Here is an 18117-nt window from a genome sequence, read left to right as displayed (position 1 = left end):
TCCTACATTCGCATCATATTAACAATAGACTAGCATGAAACAGAAGTTGTTAACGGATATTGAGTTGGATGTTCATGGGTTGAAGTATCTGATGGATTTATATTCTAAAGAACCGGCTAAGGCTGTGTTGGAACTGTTGAAACAGAACATTCTTCATATGCAGGGATGTTTGGATGAGGTATTGCAGGAATTGGAACCTGTTCGGGAAAATGCTTCTGTTCCTTGCGAGAATGCTTCTGAACCTGTGGTGGAAGAGGAGATAGTAGAGACAAAAGTGTCGGCCGATACTGAGACGGAGGAAGTTAAGCCTTCTTCTGTATTGGGCGAAAGTATAAAGACCTCTGTCGGCTTGCGTCATTCTATCAGTCTGAATGACTCTTTTCGTTTCTCACGTGAATTATTCGGAGGGGATGTTGAGTTGATGAATCGTGTTGTGGAGCAACTGTCAGCTATGAGCTCTTATAAAACAGCCGTTGCATTCCTTTCTTCAAAAGTTAATTTCAACGAGGAAAACGAAACATTAAGTGACTTCCTTGAGTTATTAAAGAAGTATTTTAACCAATCAGCATAAGAGAAGAATGGGAAAGCTATATGTAGTGCCGACGCCGGTAGGGAATCTGGAAGACATGACCTTTCGGGCTGTCAAAGTCTTGAAAGAGGTCGATCTGATTTTGGCGGAAGACACACGCACTTCCGGAATCTTGCTGAAACATTTTGAAATAAAGAACGCAATGCAATCCCACCATAAATTTAATGAACATAAAACGGTGGAAAGTGTTGTTAATAGAATAAAGGCAGGTGAAACGGTGGCATTAATTTCGGACGCCGGAACACCCGGAATCTCAGATCCCGGATTTTTGGTTGTTCGTGAATGCGTGCGCAACGGCATTGAAGTGCAGTGCCTGCCGGGAGCGACCGCTTTTGTTCCGGCGCTTGTTGCATCGGGATTGCCGAATGAGAAGTTCTGTTTTGAGGGATTCCTTCCTCAGAAGAAAGGACGACAGACACGATTGAAGGCATTGGCGGAAGAACGCCGTACTATGGTGTTTTATGAATCGCCCCACCGTCTGTTGAAGACGTTGACGCAGTTTGCCGAATATTTCGGTATGGAGCGTCAGGCAACCGTGTCGCGAGAAATATCCAAACTCCATGAAGAAACAGTTCGGGGTAGTTTGGCTGAATTGATAGAACACTTTACCGCTACCGAACCGCGTGGCGAGATTGTGATAGTATTAGCAGGAATAGACGATTAAAATAACTTCATTAAAAAAAACGTAAAACGTAGACGTATGAAAAAGTTAACAGTTTTATTTGTGTGCGCAGCCATGTTGGCTTCGTGTGATAGCTTTAAAGGTGGAAATAAAGACTTGAAGGCTGAAAATGATTCTCTTTTGATGGAACTTACCCAACGCAATGCTGAACTGGATGATATGATGGGGACTTTCAATGAAGTACAGGAAGGGTTCCGTAAGATCAACGCTGCCGAAAGCCGTGTGGATTTACAACGCGGAACGATCACTGAGAATTCAGCCAGTGCGAAACAGCAGATTGCTTCCGACATCGAGTTTATATCTAAACAGATGGAAGAGAACAAAGCACAGATTGCCAAGTTGCAGGCTCAACTGAAGAATAGTAAGTATAATTCTACTCAACTGAAGAAAGCGGTTGAGGCTTTGACAGCTGAGTTAAATGCAAAACAACAGCGTATTGAAGAACTCCAGACTGAATTGGCTTCTAAGAATATACGTATTCAGGAGTTGGATGCTGCCGTTAGCGATCTTTCTGCAGAAAAAGAAACATTGACTGCCGAAAACGAGGCAAAAGCTAAAACCGTTGCCGAACAGGAAAAGAGCCTGAACGCCGCATGGTTTGTATTCGGTACAAAATCAGAGTTGAAAGCTCAGAAGATTCTTCAAAGCGGAGATGTGCTGAAAAGTGCTGATTTCAACAAGGATTATTTCACTCAAATCGATATCCGTACAACTAAAGAAATTAAGTTGTACTCTAAGCGTGCCGAACTGTTGACTACTCATCCGGCAGGTTCATACGAATTGGTGAAAGACGATAAAGGTCAGTTGACATTGAAAATTACTAATCCTACTGAATTCTGGAGTGTATCCAGATACTTGGTCATCCAGGTAAAATAGAGTAGATATCACTTTTGAATGGCCGGTGTGCTGATTCCTGAATTTAAGAAATCGGCACATTGGCTTTTTTGTTTCTTATTATATACTCACTAACTACTGATGAAATATAAAAATCTTTTTTTTGATCTTGACGATACTATTTGGGCCTTTTCTCAAAATGCCCGTGACACTTTTGAAGAAGTGTACCAGAAATATTCATACGAACGCTATTTTGATTCGTTCGATCATTTTTATGCAATTTATCAAAAGAGAAATACTGAACTCTGGGTTGAATATGGTGAAGGAAAGATCACGAAAGATGAATTGAACCGCCAACGTTTTTTTTATCCTTTGATGTCGGTAGGGGTGGAGGATGAAGCATTGGCGGAACAATTTTCGAAAGATTTCTTTTCTATTATTCCTACTAAAAGAGGCTTAATGCCATACGCAAAAGAGGTGTTGGAATATCTTGCTCCGAAGTATAATCTTTATATACTTTCCAACGGTTTTCGTGAATTGCAATCACGCAAGATGCGTTCGGCAGGTGTGGATGGTTATTTTAAGAAGGTGATTCTTTCGGAAGATCTCGGGGTGTTGAAGCCTTACCCTGAAATATTTAATTTTGCTCTGTCGGCCACTCAGTCTGAGTTGCGGGAATCATTAATGATTGGTGACAGCTGGGAAGCTGATATTACCGGAGCTTATGGAGTTGGAATGCATCAGGTTTTCTACAATGTGACGGAGCGGACTACTTTCCCTTTTCTTCCTACTTACCACATCCACTCTTTGAAGGAATTAATGACTTTGCTATAGGCTTGTTAGTGTGAACTATACTTCATGATTTGTGCCAGAACTCGTTTTTCACCACAGATTATACGGATTAACACAGATTAAAATCCGTGCATTGATAATCTGCATTTATCATCTGTGTTAATCCGTGTAATCTGTGGTAATGTGGTGAATTATGCTATGTTTGTGTGTGGGTAGTGTCACTCATTCTTTTGTGAAGCAGCTTTTTCGAGGTCACGTACGATTGTGATGTCCATTATATTGGCATATACCTGAGTGGTTTTTACACTTTTGTGTCCCAACAATTTTTGTACGGTAGTTATATTTGCACCGTTATATATTAATAAGGTAGCATTCGTGTGGCGGGCTGTGTGGAAAGAAATGTGTTTGCTGATTCCTGCCAATTTGGCTAGTACATTCAGTTCCTTGTTAAGATTGGAATTATCTTTTAACTTGAAAAAACTATTGAGGTCATTCTTGTAGCGGTGGAGTATATGAATACCTTTGCCCTCGAATAACAGGTATAGTGGAAGGCGTACCTCAGTGCCTGTTTTGACAGATTTATAGATAAGCCAAAATTCCTTATGAAACTCAATGATATTCTCGGAGGTCAGGTGAGTGAAATCAGAATATCGTAACCCTGCGTAACAACAAAATAAAAAGGCATCTTTGGGCTTTTGTAATTTTGCAAACTTCTCTGTGAGTTGAACTTCTTCCAGTTTATGCAATTCTTCGGGAGACAAATGGGTATGTCTGCCTTCTACACTTTTGATTCTATATTTTCTGAAGGCATATTTCTGTATATCCATATATTCTTTATTAATAGCAATATTGACATAACGTTTTAGATGTTTCATGTGCTTGGCAATTGTATTAAGATGATATCCACGAGATTGCAGGTAAGAATCGAATGAAGAAACAAATTCAAATGTGAGGTCTGTAAAGAAGATCTCTTTCTTGAACGCTTGAAGTAACTCGAGGGTGGAAAGATGATTGTGCTTGGTACTTTCTTTCAAAGAAGAGGTTGCTAGTTCTTCTTTATAGAAATCTAAAAAAGACTTTTCGTTGCTTACAGGTTTCTTAAGTAAGTTCTTTAATAAACTCAATGAAATCTCTTTTCCCTGTTGCCACAATCCGAGTTCTGTTTGCTCTATTGTAGATATATATTCGTATAACATACAGTTTAGGATGTCTGCATTAGGATGGTTCTTTACCATTTTCCGTTTGTCGTCCCATTGGTTTGGTTTAATATAGATTTTAGTGGAGAGATACATTTTTTTCTTATTAAGGTAAGCTTCCACTTGTATTAATGCCATTCCTCTCTTATTCAAATTCTTTTTTCTGTTAAACACAAGGTTGTAACTAATCTTTTCCATACTTCTGTTTTTTATTGATGTTAGAACAATTTAGATGTAGTTCTGTGCTACATCGGTGATGAATATGCATTAATATCTCTAAAAAGATTATCTTTTTTTGCTATATTTGCACCCATATTATTATTAAAAATAAAGAATGAAAGAATTTGTAATATCCGAAGCCAAAGTAGAGACAGCAATACTGGTCGGACTCATCACTCAGACGCAGGATGAGCGCAAAACGAACGAGTATCTGGATGAATTGGCATTCCTTGCCGAGACGGCTGGGGCGGAAGTAGTGAAACGATTTACACAAAAGTTGCCGACGGCTAACTCGGTGACTTATGTAGGGAAAGGAAAACTGGAAGAGATAAGAACATATATCCGTAACGAAGAGGAGGAAGAACGTGAAGTGGGAATGGTTATCTTTGATGATGAGCTTTCCGCGAAACAAATCCGTAATATCGAAGCCGAATTGAAGGTGAAGATACTTGACCGTACTTCGCTGATTCTTGATATATTTGCCATGCGTGCCCAGACTGCCAATGCTAAAACACAGGTGGAATTGGCGCAATATAAATATATGCTGCCACGCTTGCAACGCCTTTGGACTCACTTGGAGCGCCAGGGAGGTGGCTCCGGTGCAGGTGGCGGTAAGGGCTCAGTGGGACTTCGTGGTCCGGGTGAAACACAGCTTGAAATGGACCGTCGTATTATCCTGAACCGTATGTCGTTGCTGAAAGAACGTCTGGCAGACATTGATAAGCAGAAGGCTACCCAGCGTAAAAATCGCGGACGCATGATTCGTGTTGCTTTAGTAGGTTATACCAATGTTGGTAAATCGACCATTATGAACCTCCTGTCCAAGAGCGAGGTATTTGCGGAGAATAAGTTGTTTGCAACGCTGGATACCACTGTCCGTAAGGTAATTATCGAGAATCTACCGTTCCTTTTGTCAGATACGGTCGGATTTATCCGTAAGTTACCTACCGATTTGGTGGACTCTTTCAAATCAACATTGGATGAGGTGCGCGAAGCCGACCTGTTGGTGCATGTAGTGGATATTTCCCATCCCGGATTTGAAGAACAGATTGAAGTGGTAAATAAGACACTGGCCGAGATTGGCGGCGGTGGCAAACCCATGATACTTGTATTTAATAAAATAGATGCTTACACTTACATAGAGAAAGCATCGGACGACCTTACCCCCCGAACAAAAGAAAACTTGACACTCGAAGAGCTGATGAAGACGTGGATGGCAAAGATGGAGGATAATTGCCTCTTTATTTCCGCCCGCGAGCGAATCAATATGGACGAACTGAAAAATGTAGTTTATCAACGAGTGAAAGAATTGCACGTTCAGAAATACCCTTATAACGATTTTCTTTATCAGACCTACGAAGAGGAAGAATAAATAACACTTTATTTATATGAAAGACTATCGTAGATTGACTGAAGATGAGGTACTTCAGTTGAAGAGCCAATCGTGTTTGGCTGATGATTGGGGAAATGTTTTGGTTGCCGAAGGCTTTAATTGTGAGTTCGTTCACCATACCCGCTTTTCGGGAGAAGTGAAGTTGGGCGTATTCGAGTCTGAGTTTACATTGCCGGGAGGTATCAAAAAACATTCGGGATTGCGCCATGTGACACTGCACAATGTAACAGTGGGGGATAACTGCTGCATTGAAAATATCCAGAATTATATAGCTAATTACGAAATTGGCAGTGATACCTTCATCGAAAATGTAGATATTATTCTGGTGGACAAGTTGACGACTTTCGGCAACGGGGTAGAAGTAGCGGTTCTTAATGAAACAGGGGGACGTGAGGTGCTGATTAATGATAAATTGTCTGCGCATCAAGCTTATATACTGGCATTGTACCGCCATCGTCCTGAGTTGATAAACCGCATGAAGTCGATTGCGGATTATTATTCCAACAAGCATGCTTCCGCTACCGGGAGTATCGGAGAGCATGTTATGATTCTCAATACGGGGTCTATTAAGAATGTCCGGATTGGCGACTATTGTCATATTTGCGGAACGTGCCGTTTGTCTAATGGTAGTATAAACAGCAATGTGACAGCTCCCGTACATATCGGACACGGAGTGATTTGTGATGATTTCATCATCTCCTCCGGTTCTAAAGTGGATGACGGCACTATGTTGAGCCGTTGCTTTGTAGGGCAGTCCTGTAAATTGGGACATAACTATTCTGCTTCCGATTCTTTATTCTTTAGTAATTGCCAAGGAGAGAACGGTGAGGCCTGTGCCATCTTTGCAGGTCCTTTCACGGTGACACATCACAAATCTACCTTGCTGATTGCCGGAATGTTCTCATTTATGAATGCAGGATCGGGTTCCAATCAGAGCAATCATATGTATAAACTCGGTCCGATTCATCAAGGAACAATGGAGAGAGGAGCCAAAACGACTTCTGATTCCTATATCTTGTGGCCGGCTCGTGTCGGGGCTTTTTCTTTGGTGATGGGACGCCATGTCAATCATGCCGATACTTCCAATCTTCCCTTCTCTTATCTGATAGAGCAGAGAAATACGACCTATTTGGTTCCGGGTGTCAATTTGAGAAGTGTCGGTACTATCCGTGATGCGCAGAAATGGCCGAGACGTGATAAACGACAAGACCCGAATCGTCTGGATTATATCAATTATAACCTTTTGAGCCCTTATACCATCCAAAAGATGTTTAAGGGACGTTCCATTTTGAAAGAATTGCGACGGGTGTCCGGTGAAACTTCAGAGATTTACTCTTATCAGAGTGCCAAGATCAAAAACACTTCTTTAAATAACGGTATCCGTTTTTATGAGATAGCCATTCATAAGTTCTTGGGTAATTCGATTATTAAACGATTGGAGGGTATCAATTTCCAAAGCAATGAGGAAATTCGTCAACGTTTGAAGCCCGATACGGAAATCGGAGTGGGAGAATGGGTGGACGTTTCCGGACTCATTGCTCCGAAGAGTGAGATAGACCGTCTGTTGGATGGAATTGAGAATGGTACTGTCAACCGTTTGAAATCCATCAATGCCTGCTTTGCGGAGATGCACGAGAATTATTACACCTACGAATGGACATGGGCTTACAATAAGATTCAGGAATTTTATGGTATAAATCCGGAAATCATCACTGCTCAGGATGTGATTCGTATTGTAAAATCCTGGCAGGAATCCGTAGTGGGACTGGATAAAATGGTGTATGAAGATGCAAAGAAGGAATTCTCGCTCTCTTCTATGACCGGATTTGGTGCGGATGGCTCGCACGACGAGATGCGACAAGATTTCGAACAGGTGCGCGGGGATTTTGAAAGCAATACATTTGTGACGGCTGTGTTGAAACATATTGAGGAGAAGACAGCCTTGGGGAATGAGCTTATCAAGCGAATTGAGACTATCGTAGAATAATCGAAATATTCTCCGTTATTCATTCTTAATTCTTTATTCATCATTCGCCATTCTTCATTCTTAATTGCTACCTTTGCAACACTAACTAACATTACGTAATAAAATAAGAAACTTATGGCAACACCTCCGTTTAAGTATCAGCCCATGTTTGAAAAGGGAAAAGATACAACTGAGTATTATCTGCTTACCAAAGATTATGTGTCGGTAGGCGAGTTTGAAGGACATCCTATCCTGAAAATTGAGAAAGAAGGTTTGACTGCGATGGCTAATGCGGCTTTTCGTGATGTATCATTCATGCTTCGTCGTTCGCACAACGAACAAGTTGCTAAGATTCTGAGTGATCCGGAAGCAAGTGAGAATGATAAGTATGTGGCATTGACTTTCCTGCGCAATGCGGAAGTTGCTTCAAAGGGAGTTCTTCCATTCTGCCAGGATACCGGTACTGCCATCATTCATGGAGAAAAAGGACAACAGGTGTGGACGGGCTATTCTGACGAAGAAGCTCTGTCATTGGGAGTCTATAAAACATATACCGAAGAGAATCTGCGTTATTCTCAGAATGCGCCTCTGAATATGTATGATGAGGTGAATACGAAATGTAACCTGCCTGCACAGATTGATATCGAAGCTACCGAAGGTATGGAATATGAATTCCTTTGTGTGACCAAAGGTGGTGGCTCAGCCAATAAAACTTATCTCTATCAAGAGACTAAAGCTATCTTGAATCCCGGCACACTGGTTCCGTTCTTGGTTGAAAAGATGAAAACATTGGGGACAGCTGCTTGTCCTCCTTATCATATCGCTTTCGTAATTGGCGGTACTTCTGCAGAGAAGAATCTGCTGACTGTGAAATTGGCTTCTACTCATTTTTATGATAACTTGCCGACAACAGGAAACGAATATGGCCGTGCGTTCCGTGATATTGAACTGGAAAAAGAAGTATTGGCAGAAGCGCATAAGATTGGTCTGGGTGCGCAGTTTGGCGGTAAGTATTTGGCCCACGATGTGCGTATCATCCGTCTGCCCCGTCACGGTGCTTCTTGTCCGGTAGGTTTGGGCGTTTCTTGTTCAGCCGACCGTAATATCAAGTGTAAAATCAATAAAGATGGTATTTGGATTGAGAAACTGGATTCAAATCCGGGCGAACTGATTCCTGCAGAATTGCGTAAGGCAGGAGAAGGTGATGTGGTTAAAATCGACCTGAACCGTCCGATGCCTGAAATCTTGAAGGAACTGACTAAGTATCCGGTGGCTACCCGTCTGTCATTGAATGGGACTATTATTGTGGGCCGTGATATCGCTCACGCCAAACTGAAAGAGCGTTTGGATCGTGGAGAAGATTTGCCTCAGTATATCAAAGATCATCCTATTTACTATGCCGGTCCGGCAAAAACACCGGAAGGTATGGCATGTGGTTCTATGGGACCGACTACTGCCGGACGTATGGACCCATATGTTGACTTGTTCCAAAGTCATGGCGGCAGCATGATTATGTTGGCAAAAGGTAACCGTAGCCAGCAGGTGACAGATGCTTGTAAGAAGTACGGTGGTTTCTATCTTGGTTCTATCGGAGGTCCTGCGGCTATTCTCGCTCAGAATAATATCAAGAGCATTGAGTGCGTGGAATATCCAGAATTGGGAATGGAAGCGATCTGGAAAATTGAAGTGGAAGATTTCCCGGCATTCATTCTGGTAGATGATAAGGGGAATGACTTCTTTAAGCAACTGAAACCTTGGAATTGTACTAAATAATTAGTCTATAATTCTTTTATATAAACCATTATTGGAGGGATACCTGTCTGTTTCGTATAGGTATCCCTTTTTTACTAATTTCCTTTTCTATTACTAGCCATAATGAAAACATCGACAGTTGAACTACCTAATCAGAAGAACCGGCATATTGTATGGCTGGACGTTGTACGTTTTATCGCAATGTTTACAGTCGTTTGCTGCCATTGCGCCGATCCTTTTAATTTTTATCCGGGCACTGCTCCCAATATCGGAGAGATTAAATTATGGGGGGCTATATACGGATCTGTCCTTCGTCCATGTGTGCCGTTGTTTGTGATGATAACAGGAGCTTTGCTTTTACCTGTGCGAGGTGATACTTCCGCTTTTTACAAGAAACGGATTGCCCGTGTCCTGTATCCGTTCTTTATCTGGTCTGTTATTTATAATCTTTTTCCCTGGATAACGGGCTGGCTAGGATTCAGTCCCCAGATTATTCTTGATTTCTTTCCTTATGCCGGTGAAGAAGTAATGAGGCAATCTTTCTCGGTTGCTGTCAAATATATCTTGAATATCCCATTCAACTTTTCTATATTGGCAGTACATATGTGGTATATTTATCTGCTTATCGGACTTTATCTTTATTTGCCTATATTTTCGGCATGGGTAGAGAAGGCTTCGGAACGTGCCAAACAGATGTTTCTGCTAGCTTGGGGAGTCACCTTGCTGTTGCCTTACTATTATCAGTTTGTTGACGGTTATTTATGGGGAACTTGCTCATGGAACTCATTTGGAATGTTATATGCCTTTGCCGGATTCAACGGATATCTGCTGTTAGGCCACTATTTGAAGAATCTTGATTGGAGCATGAAAAAGACATTGGCAACCGGTATCCCGATGTTTGTGATCGGATACGTTGTGACGTTCTTCGGCTTCCGCCATATGACAGCTTTACCGGATTATACGGATGAGATGTTAGAGCTGTTCTTTACCTATTGTTCCCTTAATGTGGTAATGATGACCATTCCTGTATTTATGCTGGCAAAAAAAGTCAATATCCGTTCAGAAAGAATACGGAAGGCATTAGCAAACCTTACCGTATGTGGTTTCGGAGTTTATATGATTCATTATTTCTTTACCGGACCGGCTGTAATGTTGACGCGGGCTATTGGTATACCCATTCCTTTGCAAATACCGGTAGCGGCAGTAATGGCATTTGCTGTCTCCTGGTTGATTGTGAGTCTGGTACACCGTATTGGTAAACCGGCAAAATACATAATGGGATAAATCCCTCTCTTATTCCTCTAAATATTTTGTTATCTTTCCGCTGATTTGTAACAATGAGATCTCGCAGATTTTGGTGTTATATTCAGCGGAAAGGATACGTTCTTCCGCATCCAACAAACTTTTTTGTGCTTCACGTACCTCAAAACCGGAAAGGTCTCCCTGTATATAACGATCCATTGCAATATCGTGATTGTCTTTAGCTGTTATAAGATTCTGTCGTTCCAGATTCAATAACTGAAGATTGTTACGATAAGCTTGCCATAAATTACTGAGGTCGGAACGTAGTGCTAATTCAAGATTCTGTCGTTCCAGTTGACGGTTCTTAAAAGTAAGAGTTGCATTCCGCTTTTCACGGCGGCGATTACCGTCGAATATGTTGAAGCCGACAGTTACTCCTGCGTTAAATCCCAGATTTCCTCTTCTACTAGTGGCATTGATGTCATACTTATTGAAAGTATAGCCATATCCGGTATTTAATTTGAGATATGGATAGTTGCGTGAATTCACTTTCTTGTAGTCCAATTGGGCTAAAGTCGTATTCTGGTCAGCTTTCAATAAAGAAGCATTGGTTGCCAACGTAGAACTCCATAGATCTTCAAATCTCAGGTCGCTATGCACTTCGATAGTGGAATCTTTGATAATAACAATTTGATTGACATCGTTATTAGCCATTAACTCATTCAATTGGATACGTGATGAGTGCAGTAATTCCTGTTGTTTGATGTATTGAGCGCTATCCGCATTGAAGTCCACTTTTGCTTGCTGGTAATCCAACCCTGAAAACTTACCGACAAGATGGCTCGCTTCTGCTATACGCAGGCGTTCTTTTGAGAGCGACATTGCATAATGGAAGTTTTTCAGACGAATCTTTTGTTGGATAAAGTTGTAGTACTCGGCTGTCAAGTCGGCTATAAAGTCCTCGATGGCAATACGGGTATTCGTTTCCCCTTGTCGTTCCAACTCTTTAAGTTGTTTGTAAGTCGTGCTGATATTGAATCCGTCGAAAATAGTCCAATTCAGGTTGAGGCCTACGTTGACAGTCTGATCGTAGACACCCTTGTTTTTGGTTATTTCTCCGGTTTCACGTGCTTTGCTTTCAATATTGTCCAGATTCCCTACATAACCGGCAGAGAAGTCCAAAGTAGGTAAGTAGCCTGCATTACCTGGCGTCGCATTATTTTTGCTGATCTGTTCCTCGTTGTGGACAATACGCAAAGAGTAATTGTTCTGCAATCCTTCCTCCAGACACTCCTTTAAAGTAAGTACTTGCTGTGCTTTGACTGCAGAAACGGAAAAGGCACATGCAGTGATTATATATACGATACGTTTCATACAAATATCTTTCGGTTTCATTCTTTTAGTTTTTTGATTCGGTTAGTCGAAATATAACTGTAAATGGCCGGTACGATGTACATCGTGAGAAGAGTAGAGACTACCATACCTCCTACTACTGCCGTACCCATAGCAATACGTTGGTTACAACCTTCTCCGGTGGCAAAGGCAAGCGGGATAAGTCCCAAAACTGTAGAAGCGCTTGTCATTAGGATCGGACGGAGACGTTGTAAGGCCGCATCCTTGATTGCAGTCATTTTATCTTCTCCGGTTTCCTGTTTCTGATTGGCAAATTCTACAATGAGGATACCGTTTTTAGCTACTAGACCAATCAACATGATGATACCGATCTGACTAAATATATTCATTGTGATACCACTGAAATACATGAATACTAATGCTCCGGCAATGGCTAAAGGCACTGTCAGCATGATAACCAACGGGTCTTTGAAACTTTCGAACTGTGCTGCCAGAATCAGGTAAATTAGGAGAATAGCCAGGATAAAGGCAAACATCAGACTGGAAGAACTTTCACGGTATTCCTTTGAGTCTCCGGACAGAGCTGTACGGAAAGTATCATCCAATGTTTCTTTTGCTATCTTGTCCATTTCGTCCAAACCTTGACCGATTGTTTTTCCATCGGCTAAGCCTGCAGAAATGGTAGCCGACACAAAACGATTGTAACGGTACAATTTAGGAGGAGCAATACCATCTTCCAATTCGATCAGGTTGTCTAGCTGTATCATGTCTCCATTATTGCTGCGGATATAGATCGCTTTCAGATCGGCCGGCTTATTTCGCTGTTGCCGGTTGATTTCTCCCAAGATCTCGTATTGTTTTCCATTCATATAGAAATACCCCATACGTTGTCCGCTTAATCCATACTGCAAAGTTTGGGCAATGTTTTTAGTACTTACTCCCATAATGCTGGCTTTATCACGGTTGATTTGAATACGGGCTTCCGGTTTACTGAACTTCAAGTCAACGTCTGCCATCTGAAAGACCGGGTTTTCATACACTTTTGTCATGAATTTGGGCAATACCTCTTCCAGTTTTTCCAGATTGGTAGCTTGAAGAACGTATTGAACCGGCATACTTCCGCGACGACCGCCGAAAGAAGACTGTTGCTGCACAAACGAACGTGCCATCGTCTTTTTCTGTACCGCTTTCGATATTTTCTCGGCTACTTCCATCTGGGTGTAGTTACGGTCCTGCATATCTTTCAAAGTAATACGCACGTTACCGCTACCACTGGAAACACGTGCAGTCACGGCTTCGGCGTCAGGAAGAATGGAATCGACAAGTTGGTTGATATCTTCTGTGTAATCCCGGATATATTCATAAGTCACACCTTCTGCACCACGAGTGTTGATGCTGATTTGTGAACGGTCTTCCAAAGGAGCCATTTCGGCCGGTACTATATTCCACAGAATTCCGATGAGACATATAGTGATGACCGTGAAAGGAAGGGCAATCCAGCGTTTGCGAAGGAAAGCAGCCAATGAACGGCTATACAGACGGTTCATACCCTCAAAGAAAGGTTCTGTTTTCGCATAGAACCAACTCTGTTTCTCTCGTTTTATCAGTAATTTGGTTGCCAGCATAGGCGTGAAAGTCAGTGCGGCAAATGAAGAAATGATAACCGAACCGGAAATCACAATACTGAATTCACGGAATAATCGTCCGGTCATACCATCCATAAAGACGATGGGGAAGAATACGGCAACCAGTGTAATGGTTGTCGAGATGACAGCAAAGAAAATTTCTTTAGCTCCTTCTATTCCCGCCTCTTTCGGGCTCATTCCTTTTTCTATCCGGATATAGATGTTTTCCGTCATTACGATAGCGTCATCCACCACCAATCCCACAGACAATACGATGGCAAGCATAGAAAGTACGTTGATGGAGAAACCGGCCAGGTACATGACGAAGAATGCACCGATAAGGGAGACGGGAATCACAATACAAGGTACCAGCGTAACACGCCAATCGCGCAGGAAGAGGAAGATAATGATGATAACGAGTACGAAAGCTTCATATACGGTGGACTTTACTTCATTGATAGATGCACGGATAAATTTAGTGTTGTCGAATCCGTAATTATAATGTACATCTTCCGGCAAATCCTTTTTCATTTGCTCCATACGCTGATATACTGCGTCGGCAATTTCGATATGGTTGGCACCCGGTTGCGGAATGACTACGACACCTACCATTGGTACGCCATTCATCTTCATGTAACTTTTGATGTCGGCAGGACCTAGTTCAGCCCGACCTATGTCACTGAAACGTACGATGCGGTTATCCGATTCCTTGATAATCAAGTCGTTAAATTCATCAGCTGTATGCATCAATCCAAGTGTTCGGATTGTCAGTTCGGTGGTATTTCCCTCGATACTACCTGACGGAAGTTCCACGTTCTCATTGTCTACCGCATTTTTTACGTCAATAGGGCTGATGCCATAACCGGCCATTTTTACCGGATCCAGCCAAAGGCGCATGGAATAACGTTTCTCTCCCCAGATAGAAACGCTACTTACATCGGAGATGGTCTGCAACTGCTCCTTGACTGTCAGGTCTGCGATTTCGCTTAACTCCAATAGCGAGCGTTTGTCGCTCTGTAAAGCAACCATTAAGATAGGTTGTGCATCCGCATCAGCTTTTGATACGGTAGGAGGGTCACAGTCACGCGGTAAATACCGTTGTGCACGTGATACCTTATCACGCACGTCGTTTGCAGCGGTTTCCAGATCGACGGACAATTCAAATTCTACAGTGATACGGCTCTGTCCTTGTTGGCTGACACTGGATAAAGAGCGGATACCCGGAATACCGTTAATATTCTGTTCCAACGGCTCGGTAATCTGGTTCTCGATAACGTCGGCGTTTGCTCCCGGATAAGAGCAACTGACAGAGATGATCGGATTATCCACTGACGGATATTCACGGACACCCAGATAGTTATATCCGATAAATCCGAAAAGTAAGATAATGATGGTTAGTACGGTGGCTAATACCGGGCGGCGTATGCTTAATTCGGATATGTTCATAGGGCGCAGGTATTAATCAATTTTGTCAAGCGTTACGGCAAGTCCGGTACGGAGTTGCAGTGTTCCTGAGGTGATGATGGTATCTCCCATGTGCAATCCCCTTATTACTTGTACTTCGGATGCGGTACGAATACCGGTTATGATATCCACCGGTTCGGCTTTTCCCGATTTATATAAATAGACCTTATCTTTACCCATTTCCGGTACAATTGCTTCTGTGGGGATAGCGATTGCGTTTTCAATCTCGTCTTTCTTCAATAATACACTCGCATAGCGGCCGGGTAATAAAATATGCTTCACATTCGGATAGAGTGCACGTGCTGTAAATTGGTGCAGATTAGGGTCAATAGCTGATTCAACGGCATATACCTGCGCACCGAAAGCGTCCAGATTGCCTTCAACACTGAAATTCAGGTTTGTTCCTTTCTTTATTTGCTTGGCGTAACGTTCCGGTACGGAAAATTCGACTTTTAGCGGAGCGATTTTGGTTAGTTTGGCAACCACTGTTGTCGGTGAAGCATAAGTACCGATACTGACTTGGCGAAGTCCGATAACTCCGTCGAACGGAGCGCGCAGTTCGGTCAGTTCAATATTTGCTTTTATAATTTCGATATCGGCATTCAAGGTTGCCAAATCTGTTTTTACTTGTTCATACGCTTCTTTACTGACAGCATCTCGCTTCAGCAATGCGTCTTGACGGAATACACGGTCTTCTGCCAGTTTCAACTGTGAGACGAGGCGTTGTAGTTGTGCCTGCAACTGTCGGTCGTTTACTTTGGCAAGCAACTGTCCTTTTTTTCACCGATGTTCCTTCTTCGAAATTGATTTCAACAATCTTTCCGGAAGTTTCAAAAGATAAATCTACTTCTTCATCGGGTAGCAATACACCGGTAGTTGTAAATTCGTCTGTCAGGGATTGCGGTTTTATAATTTTGGCGTTTACATTTAAAACTTGTCTCCCTTTTTTAGATTTGCCGCTCATTATTTTGTCGGCAGCTGTTAGTTCGTCGTTCTTTTTGGGTAATTGTGAATAAATTCCTCCACCGATAATTCCGGTACCAACAAGGATGATAATCCCCCATTTAGTCTTCTTATTCATGGTTTAGTATAGTATATAGCATATTACATTGTATCTTCAGTAGGTTAGATTGTTTTTGATAGAAAAGGTTTAATTGAATAATGACAAAATAGAAGTAATCTTCCCTCTTTTATTAATTAGAGGATGTCCGACTTTCTGGGGATAGTTTATTCTCAGACATCCTCTGACTGATAATTTTTTGCAATACCTTATTAGGTCTAAATATGTTTAATTTCGTAATTCAAACCATGGGCAGTAACCTCCTTCTTTGTTACATTTATCTCCATTTTGGTCACACCCTGTTTTGATACATATTCCTGTGCCCATTTGATTAGAAAGTCCACTATCAAAGTAACGACATTCATATCCGTGTCTAAAAGTATTATCTTGAGACTGAGGAGTTGCGTTAGAAACTGGAGTGCGTCTCTTTGGTGTATTTGCAGGTTTTGGGGCATTGAAATAATACGATCCATTTCCTTCCCATATCGATTCGTTGCATAGGGTACAGTACTCTTGATATGCATAGTCAAAGGTTATTTTCCCTCCTTTATATTTAATGTTGTCGATATCCATTTCTTTACTGATGTCTGTGCTACCACAATGCGGGCATTCTTCTATACTTTTTTTTAATACTGTGTCACTGTTATATTCCTGTGTATATTTACACTTTTCACACACATCTTTGTGATGATAATGTACGGTTGTTTCGTTATATACATAGGCGCTATGTGTAATATCTCCATTGGCTTCTAAATGGAAATGAATGTTACATTTTCTTATAGTTCTTTCCCGTCCGGTTTCTTCCTTATGGCGGTTAATGCTGTTGATGGCATGGCAGCGTGTGCAGCGCGCTTCTAAATTTAAGTAATTTTTTAATCCTCTAATTAGCATATATCCCACTCCCATATAACATGGGAAAAGAATCAGCCACACACTATGATAGTGTTCTAAGAAGATGATGGAAAGAACATATATAATAAGAAATGTTCCTGCGCGAAGTGTGAAGTTGATAATATTGTTAGGGACAATCCGGACAATCATCATACCCCAAAGAATTACGAACAATAGTATTGCTGCTGGTATTGTATATAACACATACATATAAATTCCTTCGATGATAGATCCACTGTTGTCAGTATCGGTTCCTGGTTCTATTAGTAATGTGCCTTGTGGCTCATATACATTTAGTGAAAGAATATCAGAGTAGAAGAACAAAAAACCGAAAAGGTTCGAACTCTCATTGGAACATCGGCTTCCGGTGACAATTCCTTTTTCATCTGTGAGCAGAGTGACAGAGTGTCCTCTACTGATTCCTGAAACATGAGTCAGATATGGAAATGTGTAAGAGCCTTCTTGCTTATTGCATAATGTATAGTCTCCCCATTTGGATATGATTTCTGTAATGGGGCGTTTATAAGGATCGAAAGTGTGGAGCCAAGTACCACCCATATAATAATGATAATTAGGATTAATCATTTTAAGGGGACGCTGTGTTTCCACGCTTCTACTTGGTATGGTAAAGCGATTTCCATCCTTATCTTCCATTAACGTGTTTTGTTCGTCTGTTTGGCAAATAACCGTTATTTCTGTATTTTTTGAAAGTGTATATCCTTTCTCTGCTAAATAATAGGTGACATCTGTCTTAAGTTTTCCTTTTTGTTTTTCTTGGGCAACAAAGTGTGTTTCATCTTTTAAGTATGATAAATTATCTTTGGGTGATAAACTATCTTTGGATGGTGAGGATTCTGTTGAATTTTGTTTGTCGGATTCTTGTTCTTCGGAATTTAGAATGAATCCACCGACGAATAATGCAGACGTTGTCAGTACATTTGGGATATTCAGTAAATGTTCCTCTTTCTAAAAAATCAAGAGAAAAGCTTTGCTTTACGTGAGCTTTTCTCTTGATTTTTTCGTTCAACTCTCCCAGTCTTCTATCTTTTTTGTAGAATA

At 41.5% G+C, this 18117-nt stretch carries 12 protein-coding genes and 1 pseudogene; 8 read left to right on the top strand and 5 right to left on the bottom strand.

Annotated features, from left to right (window positions below; genetic code table 11):
* The first annotated feature begins 34 nt into the window (after positions 1–34).
* From H8S63_RS17140 to H8S63_RS17125, 4 genes are all read left to right on the top strand, one after another.
* Positions 35–571, top strand: coding sequence for a hypothetical protein (locus tag H8S63_RS17140; RefSeq protein WP_186927461.1), 537 nt, complete (start codon positions 35–37; stop codon positions 569–571).
* Positions 572–578: 7 nt separating this feature from the next.
* On the top strand, positions 579–1253 hold the full coding sequence (gene rsmI / locus H8S63_RS17135) for a 16S rRNA (cytidine(1402)-2'-O)-methyltransferase (protein ID WP_007757915.1): 675 nt from the start codon (positions 579–581) through the stop codon (positions 1251–1253).
* 36 nt (positions 1254–1289) lie between these two features.
* Positions 1290–2147, top strand: a complete 858-nt coding sequence (locus tag H8S63_RS17130) for a hypothetical protein (protein ID WP_186927460.1) — start codon at positions 1290–1292, stop codon at positions 2145–2147.
* A gap of 99 nt (positions 2148–2246) precedes the next feature.
* Positions 2247–2939 (top strand): YjjG family noncanonical pyrimidine nucleotidase, encoded by a 693-nt coding sequence (locus tag H8S63_RS17125; RefSeq protein WP_007757911.1) that lies wholly within the window; start codon positions 2247–2249, stop codon positions 2937–2939.
* A 176-nt stretch (positions 2940–3115) separates the two neighbouring features.
* Here the strand turns inward: H8S63_RS17125 and H8S63_RS17120 are convergent, their stop codons facing one another.
* A complete protein-coding gene (locus H8S63_RS17120) occupies positions 3116–4291 on the bottom strand; it encodes a site-specific integrase (protein ID WP_007757910.1) in 1176 nt (391 codons plus the stop codon).
* A 136-nt stretch (positions 4292–4427) separates the two neighbouring features.
* On the opposite strand from H8S63_RS17120, the gene hflX reads away from it, so the two are divergent.
* The 4 genes from hflX (at position 4428) to H8S63_RS17100 (ending at position 10707) form a co-directional block, all read left to right on the top strand.
* Positions 4428–5684, top strand: coding sequence for a GTPase HflX (gene hflX, locus H8S63_RS17115; RefSeq protein WP_007757909.1), 1257 nt, complete (start codon positions 4428–4430; stop codon positions 5682–5684).
* A 16-nt stretch (positions 5685–5700) separates the two neighbouring features.
* Positions 5701–7692 (top strand): DUF4954 family protein, encoded by a 1992-nt coding sequence (locus H8S63_RS17110; RefSeq protein WP_022275266.1) that lies wholly within the window; start codon positions 5701–5703, stop codon positions 7690–7692.
* Between the two features lie 114 nt (positions 7693–7806).
* Positions 7807–9444 (top strand): fumarate hydratase, encoded by a 1638-nt coding sequence (locus H8S63_RS17105; protein WP_007767197.1) that lies wholly within the window; start codon positions 7807–7809, stop codon positions 9442–9444.
* Positions 9445–9546: 102 nt separating this feature from the next.
* Positions 9547–10707 (top strand): acyltransferase, encoded by a 1161-nt coding sequence (locus tag H8S63_RS17100; protein WP_186927459.1) that lies wholly within the window; start codon positions 9547–9549, stop codon positions 10705–10707.
* Positions 10708–10716: 9 nt separating this feature from the next.
* On the opposite strand, the gene H8S63_RS17095 is transcribed toward H8S63_RS17100, so the two are convergent.
* From H8S63_RS17095 to H8S63_RS17080, 4 genes and pseudogenes are all read right to left on the bottom strand, one after another.
* Complete coding sequence (locus tag H8S63_RS17095) at positions 10717–12060, bottom strand: TolC family protein (protein WP_022275264.1); 1344 nt, start codon at positions 12058–12060, stop codon at positions 10717–10719.
* Entirely contained in the window at positions 12057–15089 is a 3033-nt protein-coding gene (locus H8S63_RS17090; RefSeq protein WP_022275263.1) for an efflux RND transporter permease subunit, read from the bottom strand. The genes H8S63_RS17095 and H8S63_RS17090 overlap by 4 nt, the downstream gene beginning before the upstream one ends.
* A gap of 12 nt (positions 15090–15101) precedes the next feature.
* Positions 15102–16188 (bottom strand): annotated as a pseudogene (locus H8S63_RS17085) (efflux RND transporter periplasmic adaptor subunit).
* Positions 16189–16395: 207 nt separating this feature from the next.
* A complete protein-coding gene (locus H8S63_RS17080; protein ID WP_186927458.1) occupies positions 16396–17712 on the bottom strand; it encodes a hypothetical protein in 1317 nt (438 codons plus the stop codon).
* Positions 17713–18117: the final 405 nt, after the last annotated feature.

The sequence above is a fragment of the Bacteroides sp. NSJ-39 genome (assembly GCF_014287315.1).
In the GTDB taxonomy this organism is placed as follows: domain Bacteria; phylum Bacteroidota; class Bacteroidia; order Bacteroidales; family Bacteroidaceae; genus Bacteroides; species Bacteroides finegoldii.
Note: the sequence above shows the minus strand (reverse complement) of the source record. Positions and strands in the feature narration are given on the sequence as shown.